Source organism: Moorena producens 3L (genome assembly GCF_000211815.1).
GTDB classification, from domain to species: Bacteria; Cyanobacteriota; Cyanobacteriia; order Cyanobacteriales; family Coleofasciculaceae; genus Moorena; species Moorena producens.
In genome coordinates this window covers 438,570-451,619 of record NZ_GL890970.1, presented here as the reverse complement: position 1 = coordinate 451,619, position 13,050 = coordinate 438,570, and the positions used below count along the sequence as shown (strand labels likewise).

At 40.8% G+C, this 13,050-nt stretch carries 4 protein-coding genes; all 4 read left to right on the top strand.

What is annotated here, in order from left to right; translation table 11 throughout:
• The coding region (locus tag LYNGBM3L_RS39125; RefSeq protein ID WP_008190466.1) for a polyketide synthase dehydratase domain-containing protein at positions 1-3,881 on the top strand (3,881 nt) is incomplete at its 5' end.
• Positions 3,856-5,010, top strand: a complete 1,155-nt coding sequence (locus LYNGBM3L_RS34420) for a beta-ketoacyl reductase (protein WP_161603208.1) — start codon at positions 3,856-3,858, stop codon at positions 5,008-5,010. The genes LYNGBM3L_RS39125 and LYNGBM3L_RS34420, both read left to right, overlap by 26 nt.
• Positions 5,007-9,644, top strand: coding sequence for a non-ribosomal peptide synthetase (locus LYNGBM3L_RS30460; protein ID WP_008190462.1), 4,638 nt, complete (start codon positions 5,007-5,009; stop codon positions 9,642-9,644). The genes LYNGBM3L_RS34420 and LYNGBM3L_RS30460 overlap by 4 nt, the downstream gene beginning before the upstream one ends.
• The gene (locus LYNGBM3L_RS30455) at positions 9,641-13,048 is read left to right on the top strand and encodes a non-ribosomal peptide synthetase (protein WP_008190460.1); all 3,408 of its coding nucleotides are present in this window, start codon (positions 9,641-9,643) and stop codon (positions 13,046-13,048) included. Before LYNGBM3L_RS30460 ends, LYNGBM3L_RS30455 begins: the two co-directional genes overlap by 4 nt.
• The last annotated feature ends 2 nt before the right edge of the window (positions 13,049-13,050 follow it).

Genomic DNA, 13,050 nt, shown 5'->3' with positions numbered 1-13,050 from the left:
ATGTAAAAGGAGCCAAAATAGATTGGTCAGGGTTTGACTCTGACTATAGTCGTCAGAAAGTAGCATTGCCGACTTATCCATTCCAACGGGAACGTTATTGGATAGAAACCAACAACAACTTCTGGCCTAAACAGCAATTTTCAAAAGGGGAAAACCTCCATCCCCTATTAGGTCAAAAGCTAAATTGTGCAGGGGAACAACAAATATTTGCATCACAAATAGGAGAAAAATCACCCAATTATCTCAGCCACCACCGAGTATTTAATCAAGCACTATTTCCCACAACCGGCTACCTAGAAATAGCAATAGCAGCAGGAAATCACCAATTAAAAACACCCCAGATAGTAATAGAAGACCTAACCATAGGTAGAGGATGGATACTACCAGCAGGAGAATTGACAAATGCCCAAACCATACTCACCCCAACAGACAGCCAAAGCTACAAGTTTCAAATATTTTCTCAACTTGAAGAAGAAGAGTGGAAACTCCACACCACCGGAAAAATCAGAAAAGAATCAACCCCTCCTCCTCAAACAAAAATTGACCTAGAAAAATACAAGAGTGAATGTAATCAAGCAATAGAAGTCAAACAACATTATCAAAAATGTCAACAAGTAGGGATAGACTACGGAAATAGCTTCCAAGGCATTCAACAATTGTGGTCGGGTTCAAACCAAGCACTAGCTTATATCAAACTCCCCGAAGAATTGATAACACAAACAAGGGACTATAATTTCCATCCAGCACTATTAGATGCAGCCTTGCAAGTAATATTTCAGGCACTCCCAGCAACAGATAGTGACCAAACTTATCTGCCAGTAGGAATAGAAGAATTCAAACTATATAAGAATCCCGGGCTGAGTCTATGGGCCTACGCATCAGTAACCAGTCCCGAAGTGAAAACTCCAGAAAGTTTAACGACTCTTGTCACCATAGTAACTCCTTCAGGAGAAATAATTGCCAACCTCAAAGGTTTACAACTAAAACTAGCAACTAAACAGACCCTACTGGGAACAGAAACCGAATCAATAGAAAATTGGTTGTATGAAGTAGAGTGGAGAAGCCAAGGTATTTTAGGTAAACTACTCCCTCCAGATTTCCTGAGACCTCCTGTAGAAATTGCCCAAAAATTAGCTCCAACTCTGACAGAATTAGTAACTCAAGTAGATCAGAAAAGAACAGGGTCTATTGAAACAAGCTTAGAAGAATTAACTGTAGATTATATAGTACAAGCATTGCACGAAATGGGTTGGTCATACAAACCAACAGAAAGCTTTGAATTTGATGCAGCAGTCAAAAAATTAGGCATAGTTCCCAGTCAGAGACAACTGTTTAAGCGTCTGCTACAAATATTAACAGAGGTGGGAATACTCAATTATAATCAGCAGCAGTGGCAAGTGGAACAAACCTTAGCTCAAGTCAAGCCTACTGAAAAAAGCCAGAGTTTACAGAATCAATATCCAGAAGAAGCAGCAACATTGACACTACTGGAACGTTGTGCAAGTCAATTAAGTGGGGTATTACGAGGAGCAATAGACCCAGTTCAGTTAGTTTTCCCCCAAGGAGATTTGACCACAGCGACTCAACTTTATGAAGAGTCAACAGTAGCTAAAGTGATGAACACAATAGTAGAAAAATCCATCACCAAGGCCATAGAAAAATTACCTAAAAGCCGAGGCATACGGTTGTTGGAAATCGGAGCGGGAACAGGAGGGACCACAAGCTACATCCTGCCTCATCTAAATCCCCAGCAAACCGAATATATATTCACCGATATAGGGGCATTATTTACAGCAAAAGCCCAAGATAAATTCCAGGATTATCAATTCATTAGCTATCAAACCTTAGACATAGAAGTAGAACCGAAAAGTCAAGGATTTGAGGCTAATCAATATGATATAATTATTGCAGCCAATGTCCTCCATGCAACCACAATTATGAAGCAGACATTATCCCATGTGCGAGAACTATTAGCAGATGGGGGAATGTTAGTGTTGTTAGAAGTAACAACTGCTCAACGATGGTTAGATTTAGTATTTGGACTGTTAGAAGGATGGTGGAAATTCAATGATTATGAATTACGACCAGATTATCCTTTGCTGAGTAGAGACCAATGGCAAAAGGTGTTGATAGAAACAGATTTTACCGAAGTAGTCACCATGCCAGAAGTGGAGGGAATGGCAGAAACATTGTCAGGGCAAACGGTAATTGTAGCTCAAAGCTCTCAAACCAAGTTAGAACAAACGAATGATGGTTCTAAGAGTTGGTTGATACTAGCAGACTCTCAGGGAATAGGTAAACAGTTAGCAAGGCAACTGAACTCAGTGGGAGAGGTTTGTACTTTAGTGTTTGCTGGAGAAAAATATCAACAGATAGCTCCAGAAGAATTTACCATTAATCCCAACAACCTTGAAGATTTTGAGGAAGTAATAGAGACAGTAGCAGGGAAATCACCATCATTATATGGAGTAGTACAATGTTGGACTACTAAAGCAGGAGAGGGTCAAGCTATTAATTCTGAGGAGTTAGAAAGTTTGTCTAAGCTAGGGTGTGGCACAACTCTATCTTTAGTACAAGCATTGGTGAAAGCAGGGTTATCAATGGTTCCTCGATTATGGTTAGTGACAAGTGGTGCTCAAGCGGTGTCAAATCATCCGGTCATACCAGGAGTAGCTCAATCTTCGGTGTGGGGAATGGGGAAAGTGATTAGCTTGGAACATCCAGAATTGAACTGTACTCGTATAGATTTAGACCCAGAGGAGACTATAGAGGGTCAAGCTGATGCACTCTTTAATGAAATCTGGTCGGAGGATTCCGAAGACCAGGTGGCATGGCGTGGAGATGGTCGTTATGTGGCTCGATTGGTGGCTAGTCGTCATCGGCAACCAGTGGCACAACAGTTAGTACCATCACAACCATTCAAACTAGGCAGTTCACACAAGGGTAGTTTAGATAACTTAATCCTGGAGCCAGTTACCAGACGTTCGCCAGGAGCAGGGGAATTAGAAATTAGAGTTAAGGCAACAGGATTGAATTTTCGTGACGTTCTCATAGCCTTGGATATTTATCCAGAAGAGGCTGTAATGGGACTAGATTGTGCGGGTGAAGTAGTAGCTATAGGAGCAGAAGTCACAGATTTTCATGTGGGAGATTTAGTTATGGCTATGGCTCACGGCAGCTTTAGTCAGTATGTAACTGTTGATGCTACCTATGTAGTTATCAAGCCAGAAAATCTGAGCTTTGAAGAAGCAGCATCTATTCCAGCTAATTTTTTAACAGCTTATTATGCTTTGCATCATGTGGCCAAGATTCAGGCTGGCGATCGCATCCTTATTCATGCAGCAGCAGGAGGTACTGGAATGGCTGCGGTGCAGATTGCAATGGAAGCAGGAGCCGAAGTCTTGGCAACTGCAAGTCCTCCCAAATGGGAAGCTCTACGAGATATGGGAGTCAAACATATTATGAATTCCCGAACCTATGAATTTGCTGACCAAGTGATGGAAATAACTCAAGGTCAAGGAGTGGATATTGTACTTAACTCTCTGACTTCTGGGGAATTTATTAGTAAGAGTATGTCAGTGGTAACTCAGAGTGGTCGGTTTGTGGAAATCGCCAAGCGAGGAGTATGGGATTCAAGCAAAGTTGCAGCATTCAGACCGGATGTATCTTATTTTGTGGTGGACTTGGTACGCCAATCTCAAGAGCAACCAGAATTAATCAATTCCATGTTGCAAGGGTTGAAAGAGGAATTTGGCGATGGTTTACTACAACCACCACCAGTGAAGGTATTTCCCATAGAGGAAGTTATCAGTGCCTTTCGTTATATGCAACAAGGCAAACATAGTAGGCAAGATTGTGGTGACTCAAACACAACTTGCTGATGCTACTCAAAAGCCTTTAAGTTTCCGTAATGATGCTAGCTACCTGATTACAGGAGGTTTGGGAGGTTTGGGTTTACTGGTAGCTAGTTGGATGGTGTCAAAGGGAGCCAAACATTTAGTATTACTAACCAGACGCGCTCCGGACGATCAGGCTAGCCAAAAAATAAGTGAGTTAGAAATGGCAGGAGCCGAAGTGGTAGTGGAAAAAGGCGACGTGTCTGATTTTGAATTGATGATAGAGGTATGGAAGAGAATTGAGGAGTCAAACCGACCATTAGCAGGAGTGATTCATTCAGCAGGAATGTTATCAGATGGAGTGCTACAAAACCAGAGTTGGTCTAGTTTTGAGCAGGTGATGGCACCGAAAGTCCAAGGTGCTTGGCACTTGCATCAATTGACTCAAAATCAACCATTGGACTTTTTTGTGCTGTTTTCTTCAGCAGCATCTCTGTTGGGTTCGCCTGGTCAGGGAAATCATTCTGCAGCTAATGCTTTCCTTGATGGTTTAGCCCATTATCGTCGCGCTCAGGGGTTACCGGGATTGAGCATTCATTGGGGAGCCGTTTCTCAAGTAGGAGAGGCAGCCGAACGGGGTGCAGATGTGAGGTTAAGTAAGCAGGGGATGGGTGTAATATCTCCGACTCAGGTATTGGAGTCTTTGGAACTATTGATCAGTGGTTCGGATGTGGAAGTAGGGGTAGTGCCTATTGAGTGGTCAGGGTGGCAGGAGAGAGTGGCACAGTGGCCGTTTTTGGCGGATTGGTCGGAAATAACTACTTCAATAGCTACAAAGGATAATCGCCTTTTAGAACAATTAAAATCAGTTTCCTTCATGGAACGAGAAAAGATACTAATTTCTCATATCCAAAATAAAGCAGCTCGAGTATTAGCCATGAAAAATAATCTCATCGATATACACAAACCTCTAAATAAAATGGGACTGGACTCTCTAATGTCAATTGAGCTAAGAAATCAAATTCAAAGTGAGCTAGAAGTGGATGTTCCAATTACAAAATTTATGGAAGGAATCACCATTGCTGATCTCTCAAATCAACTAAATCAACAACTGAATCAAAGCGATCGCACAGATAACATCAAGAAAAAAAACTGGATAGAGGTAGAACTATGAACTTAATTGAATTCTTACAAGACCTTTCTATCAAAGGTCTTAAATTATGGACTGATGGAGGCAAATTAAAAACTGGAGGTTACCAAGAAGTACTGACCACTGATGTTATTGCCCAACTAAAGCAGTACAAATCAGAAATCTTACAGTTACTAAAGGAAAATCCAGATATATTCCAAGTCCATCCCCTCTCTTATGGTCAAAAAGGTCTCTGGTTTTTGTGGCAGCTATCACCCCAGAATCATAATTATAATGTGTCATTTTCGGTTCGGATCTACTCTAAGGTAGATATAACTATTTGGCAACAGGTTTTTCAAGCTCTAAGGGAAAGGCATCCGCTACTACGGAGTACATTCCCGAAGTTGGGCGAACAACCAATCCAACAACTACATCAACATCAAGCGTTAGACTTCTTACAGATAGATGCTTCTAGTTGGAGTGAAGAGGAGTTAAATAAAAAGGTAGTTGCAGCTCACAGACATCCTTTTAACCTAGAAACAGAACCAGTGATGCGAGTTAGGTGGTTCACTTGTTCTGAGCAAGACCATATTATGTTATTGACAATACACCACATTGCTTTAGATGGTTGGTCATGCGACTTAATTACCAAAGAGCTGCCACAACTCTACCAAGCTCAACTAAATGGGCTTGAGGCATCCCTACTACCACTAAAGCATTCTTATCAAGATTATGTTAGTTGGCAAAAAGAGTTAGTAGAAGGACAAGAAGGAGAACAACTATGGAACTATTGGCAACAAAAATTGGGCGGGGAATTACCTGTATTGAATTTGCCTACAGACAGACCACGACCCCCTATACAGACTGATAATGGGGGCAGTTACCCCTTCAAGTTATCTGAAAAGCTGACTGAACAACTGAAGGAACTAGCTCAAACAGAGGGGGCAACTCTTTATATGATTCTGTTGGCTGCTTTTCAAGTGCTTCTGTATCGTTACACAGGTCAAGAGGATATCTTGGTAGGATCGCCTACATCTGGTAGAACAAAAGCGGAGTTTGCTTCTATTGTTGGTTACTTCGTGGACTCAGTAGTGATGAGAGCAGATTTGTCAGAGAATCTCTCTTTTAGAGATTTCCTCTATCAAGTACGCCAGACAGTCCTGGGAGCACTAGCTCATCAAGATTATCCCTTTTCTTTATTGGTAGAGAAGTTACAGGTAGAACGTGACTCCAGTCGTTCTCCTCTTTTTCAGGCTTGCTTTGTACTACAAAAATTCCAGGAATCTCAAGATGTGCAAAAGGTGTTTTTTAGCAGCAAAACAACCTTGATGAATTGGGGGGGACTTGAAGTAGAACCATTTGTATTCGATCAGTATGAAAGTCAATATGATTTATTCCTGGAAATGGTTGAAGAGGACTCATATCTGGTTGGGTTCTTAAAATACAATGTTGACTTATTTGATGAGCAAACTATTGCCAGAATGGCTGGTCATTTCCAGAACTTGTTAGAAGGGATAGTGAATGATCCGCAACAGAGAGTAACAGCACTACCATTAATGACAGAGGCAGAGTTAAACCAAATACTGGTAGAATGGAACAACACCAAAACAGATTACCCAAAAGACAAATGTATTCATCAGTTATTTGAGGAACAGGTCGAAAACAACCCAGATGCAGTAGCAGTAGTATTTGAACAACAAAAGCTGACTTATTCCCAATTAAACAGCAAAGCCAATCAACTAGCCCATTACTTGCAAAAATTGGGAGTAGTTCCAGAAACCCTAGTGGGAATATGTGTAGAGCGTTCAGTAGAGATGGTAATAGGTTTATTAGCCATACTCAAAGCCGGAGGAGCTTATGTACCATTAGACCCGGCCTATCCTCAAGAACGCCTAGAATATATGTTCGCTGACTCTGGAGTGTCAGTGTTACTAACTCAAGAACAAATATTAGCTCAATTGCCCCAACATCAAGCTCAAGTGGTCTTTCTAGATAGAGATTGGGAAAAAATAGCCACTGAAACACCAGAAAAAGTAGAGAGTGAAGTCAGTCCCCAAAATTCAGCTTATGTAATTTATACATCAGGTTCCACAGGTAAACCGAAAGGAGTCTTGGTAGAACACAAGGGACTGTGTAATCTGGTTACAGTTCAAATCCAAGCCTTTCAAGTTAACTCCAACAGCAGAGTGCTTCAGTTCGCCTCATTAAGTTTCGATGCCTCCATCTGGGAAATAGTCATGGCTTTAGGTTCAGGAGCTAGTTTGTATATGGGCAGCCGAGATACCTTAATGCCTGGAGTGGGTATGAGTCAGTGGTTGCACAACAACAAAATCACCCATATCACCATACCCCCCTCAGCTCTAGCAGTGATGCCCACAGAAGAATTACCAAGCTTAAAGACCATAGTAGTAGCAGGAGAAGCTTGTCCACCAGAGCTAATATCCTATTGGTCTGTAGGGCGACAATTTGTGAACGCCTATGGACCATCAGAATCAACAGTATGTGCCACAATGGCCGAATGCTCACCAGAGTATCCTGTGCCACCCATAGGTCGTCCCATCGCGAATACTCAAATCTACATCCTAGATAGTAATTTACAACCAGTCCCCATAGGAGTACCTGGTGAAATTTATATTGGTGGTGTTGGTTTAGCCCGTGGGTATCTCAACCGAGAGAATTTAACCAATCAGAGATTTATCCCCAACCCTTTTGAGGACTCAAAAATCAAAAATCAAAATTCAAAATTATATAAGACGGGGGATAATGGCCGTTATCTAGTTGATGGAAATATAGAATTTTTAGGTAGAATTGACCACCAAGTCAAAGTACGAGGATACCGAATAGAAACTGGAGAAATAGAAGCAACCTTAACTCAACATCCCAGTGTCAAACAAACAGTAGTAGTAGCCAGGGAAGATAACTCAAATGCTCAACGTCTAGTAGCATATATAGTACCATTAGTTGAAAGCAGCATCACATCAAACCCAGAACTCTCAAAGACTCAAATCAACAGTTGGCAAAACCTATTTAACCAACAAATTGATGAACATAAGAGTGAAGTAACCGACCCATTATTCAACATCTCAGGTTGGAGTAGCAGTTACGACAACCAATCCTTACCAGAAAGGCAAATGCGAATTTGGGCAGGGGATATTGTAGCTCAAGTATTAGCACATAAACCGAAAAAAGTATTTGAAATAGGTTGTGGAACCGGGTTGCTACTATTTCAAATCGCACCCCACACACAAGCCTATGATGGCATCGATATATCTAGTATTTCACTAGAGTATATCCAAAAACAAATACTCCAGGAACCAGAGAAATATGCTAATGTCAATCTAGCACAGAAAAGAGCAGATGAGATAGGTTACATAGCAGCTCAAAACTTCGATGTGGTGATTCTAAACTCGGTAATTCAATATTTTCCGAATGTAGAGTATTTGTTACAAGCAATATCTGAGGTAATTCGGATAGTCAAACCAGGAGGAATAATTCTCCTGGGAGATGTCCGGAGTTTGCCATTAATGAAAGCCTTTCACAGTTCGGTGCAACTGTATCAAGCAACTCCATCACTGTCGAGACAACAACTCTTAGAAAAGATAGACAGACAAATGCAGCAGGATACCGAGTTGTTAGTGTCACCAGAGTTGTTTCTAGCTCTCAAAGCAAAACATCCAGAAATAACTCATGTACAAATCCGTTTACAGAGGGGAACAGAACACAATGAACTGAATAAGTATAGGTATAGCGTACTGTTGTATATAGAGGCACAACCAGGAAAAGTAATAACACCGACTGTAGAAAGTGGAGCAGGTATGAGTGTTCAACAGATAGAAACTTATCTGCGATCCAAAGGGCCAGAATCAATTTGCTTTAGTGGTTTAGTTAATGGCAGAGTAGCTAATGATGTAGAGTTGGTAGAGTTGCTATCACAGCCCAAAGAAAAGGAGAATGTACAGCAGTTGAAGCAGAGGTTAGAGGAGAAGCTAGTCAATAGCATAGACCCAGAAAGGTTATATGAAGTGAGTTCGGATAATGGGTATTCTCTAGAGTTGTGTTGGTCTGCTCAGGGAGGTCCGGAATTGATGGATGGGGTATTTGTGCGCAGAGAGTTAGCCAAAGAAGGGATAGTGTTAACACCCCTAACTCAAAAATCGGTGGTAGCAGGTAACTGGAATAATTATGGGAATAATCCGTTGAGTTCCCAGTTGAAAAAGGAACTGATACCGCAGTTGAGAGAGTATTTGGAGTCGAGGTTGCCAGAGTATATGGTGCCATCGGGGTTGATGGTGTTATCGCAACTGCCTCTGACTCCTAACGGTAAGGTAGACCGTAAGGCATTGCCTGTACCGGATGTGGCTAGTAGTGTGTCAACGGAGTATGTAGCTGCTGAAACGGAGACACAGAAGGTATTAGCAGAGATTTGGGCAGAAGTGTTGGGCATAGAAAAGGTGGGGATACACGATAACTTCTTTGAATTGGGTGGTCATTCTTTGCTAGCTACTCAAGTTGTATCTAGGATACAACAAGCTTTTGAGAAGGAAGTGACTTTGCAGGATTTATTTGAGTTCCCTACTATTGCTGACATTGCCCAGAACCTTGAAGTGCTGCGTCAAGTTTCTCAAAATGAGACTTCATTAATTTCTGAAACAAAAGAACATGAGGCATTTTTATTATGAAAACATTTGAATTTGTATCATACCTGCAAAATCTAGGGGTCAAACTTTGGATAGATAAAGGGCAATTAGGTTGTCAGGCTCCGAAGGGAGTAATCACACCAGATCTGAGACAAGATATGGTTGAGCGCAAAACAGAAATCCTAGAGTTTATGCGGAAAGCTCACACAACTCAAGAACCATTAGCAACGACTATTAAACAAATTCCTAGGGATGGTAAGTTGCTCTTATCTTTTGCTCAGGAAAGGTTATGGTTTGTCAACCAGCTATTTCCTGATAACTCTTCCTATAATCAGCCAATTGCCTTAAACCTGAAGGGGCCTTTAAATGTTGTAGCTTTGGAGCAAAGCCTGAAAGAAATCATCCAACGCCATGAAACTTTAAGAACTAGTTTCCCCGAAATAAATGGACAACCCGTACAGATAGTTGCACCTGTAATGGAACTGCCACTGACTGTGGTAGATTTGCAAAGTGGTGACTCGACTTACCAGCAGTCAGAAAAGGTTAAAGAATTAGTCAGACAGGAAGCTATGGCAACTTTTGACTTAGCTAATGGTCCAGTGGTACAAGTTACTTTGTTGCAACTAGAGTCAGAACATCATGTGTTGCTGATCAAAATGCATCATATTATCTCTGATGGTTGGTCCTTGGGAATTTTAGTTAGAGAGTTATCAACTTTGTATGAGGCTTTTGCTCAGGGAAAGTCATCGGTTTTACCAGAGTTGCCCATCCAATACGCGGACTTTGCTAGCTGGCAACGAGAATGGTTGACAGGAGAAGTCCTTGAGAAACAACTGAATTACTGGAAAAAACAGTTGTCTGGAATTTCCCCTATTCTGGATATTCCTACCAACTACCCTCGTCCTACTGAACCTACTTTTAAAGGTGGGATGGAATATTTTAAGCTTGACTCCTATTTAACCCAAAAACTGAAACAGTTAAGCCAAGAGTCAGGAAGTACGTTATTTATGACTTTGTTGGCTGCATTTTTTGTTTTACTATCACGCTACAGTGGTCAGTCCGATCTAGTAGTTGGTTCTCCCATAGCAAATCGCAATCGAAGGGAAATTGAACCATTAATTGGTATGTTTGTTAATACCCTTGTTTTGCGGGCTGATTTGTCGGATAACCCAACCTTCAGAAAATTATTAGAGCGAGTACAAAAAACTACGTTAGACGCTTATACTCACCAAGATTTACCCTTTGAAAAGCTACTGGGAGAATTGCAAACTGAACGAAACCTGAGTCACAACGCTTTAGTACAGGTGATGTTTGCTCTCCAGAACAACAAAATGGAGGCTTGGAATCTACCAGGTTTAAGGGTAAGTGAAATGGAATTTGATTTTGATTTCACTAGATTCGATTTGGAAGTTCACTGTTGGGAAGTTTCATCTGGTATAGAAGCTTATTGTGTTTACAGCACCGATATCTTTGAGCCAGACACAATAGCTCGGATGATGGGACATTTTCAGACTTTGTTAGAAGCAGTGGTGGCAAATCCCGAACAGAAAGTATTGCAGTTGCCACTAATGAAATCATCAGAGCTACATCAGATACTGGTAGAGTGGAACAACACGAAAACAGATTACCCTAAAGACAAATGTATCCATCAATTATTTGAGGAACAAGTAGAGAAAACACCAGATGCAGTAGCGGTAGTCTTTGAGGATAAGCAACTTACCTACTCTGAGTTAAATAGTCGAGCTAACCAATTAGCTCACTACTTGCAAACTCTGGGGGTTAAACCAGAAGTATTAGTGGGTATTTGTGTAGAGCGATCGCTGGAGATGATAGTGGGATTGTTGGGGATTCTTAAGGCAGGTGGAGCTTATGTGCCATTAGACCCAAATTATCCATCGGAACGGTTAGCTTATATGCTTTTTGATGCAGGAGTATTAGTATTGCTTACCCAGCAGTCGTTAGTGGTATCCTTGCCAGAACATCAAACTCAGGTGGTTTGTTTGGATCGAGATTGGGATGCGATCGCATCCCTCAGTAACCAAAATCTGCTAAATGAGGCCAACCCAGAAAATTTAGCTTATGTCATCTATACTTCCGGCTCTACAGGTAAACCAAAAGGAGTTGCTATTGAACATCATAGTCCAGTCGCTTTATGCAATTGGGCTAAAAAGATATTTACAATTGAGCAACTTGCTGGTGTATTAGCTTCTACCTCGATTTGTTTTGACTTATCTATTTTTGAAATATTTGTGACATTAAGTTGTGGTGGTCAAGTAATTTTGGCTAATAATGCCTTAGATTTACCTAATGTTAAACAGGCAGATGAAGTAACTTTAATTAATACAGTTCCTTCAGCAGTAACTGAACTTTTAATAATCAAGGCAATACCTTCAAATGTAAAAATAATTAACTTAGCTGGTGAAGTATTTACAAACCAACTGGTACAAAAATTATACCAGCAAGAAAGTGTTCAAGGTGTATACAATTTGTACGGTCCATCAGAAGATACAACATATTCCACATATACTTTATTAGAAAAGGGAGCGAAGACTGAACCTACTATTGGCCGTCCCATCACGAATACAGAAATTTACATCCTAGATAAGAATACTCAACCAGTCCCCATAGGTGTAGCAGGAGAACTACACATCGGTGGTGCTGGTCTAGCCAGAGGTTATCTCAACAATTCAGAATTGACTGTAGAAAAATTTATACCTAATCCCTTTGATAACAATTGCAAGCTATATAAAACAGGGGACTTAGTTCGCTACTTACCAAATGGGGATATAAAATTTATAAGTCGAATTGACCATCAGGTAAAAGTGCGAGGATATCGCATCGAAACAGGAGAAATAGAAGCAGTTCTTAATTCATACCCTCAAGTCCAAGAAACAGTGGTAGTAGCAAGAGAAGATAACTTTGGTAATAAAGGTCTAGTGGCTTATCTAGTACTAGAAAGTGAAACTCCAGAAGTATCAGATACAGAACAAATAGAGAAAGTAAAACAGTATGTGAAAGAGCAGTTGCCGAAATACATGATACCCAGTAGGTTTTTACTGTTGCCAGAACTACCACTGACGCCCAATGGCAAAGTAGACCGTAAGGCATTACCTGTACCGGATGTGGTCAGTAGTATGTCAATATATGTAGCTCCTGAGACGGAGACACAAAAGGTATTAGCAGGAATTTGGGCAGAAGTATTAGGAATAGAAAAGGTGGGAATACATGATAACTTCTTTGATTTGGGTGGCCATTCTTTGCTAGCAACTCAAGTTGTGTCTCGAATAGGACAAGCCTTTGATATAGAGTTTCCTTTAAGGAAAATATTTGAATCTTCTACAGTGGAAAGTATAAGTAAATATATAGATGCCTGTATTTGGGCAGCAAAAACACATCCAATTGTCCAAGATAACACAGTTAACAAACGTAATCAAGGAGTTCTCTAGAT

Coding starts and splice junctions, on each gene's coding strand:
- LYNGBM3L_RS30460 (WP_008190462.1), top strand. CDS start 5,007: ATGAACTTAATTGAATTCTTACAAGACCTTTCTATCAAAGGTCTTAAA.
- LYNGBM3L_RS30455 (WP_008190460.1), top strand. CDS start 9,641: ATGAAAACATTTGAATTTGTATCATACCTGCAAAATCTAGGGGTCAAA.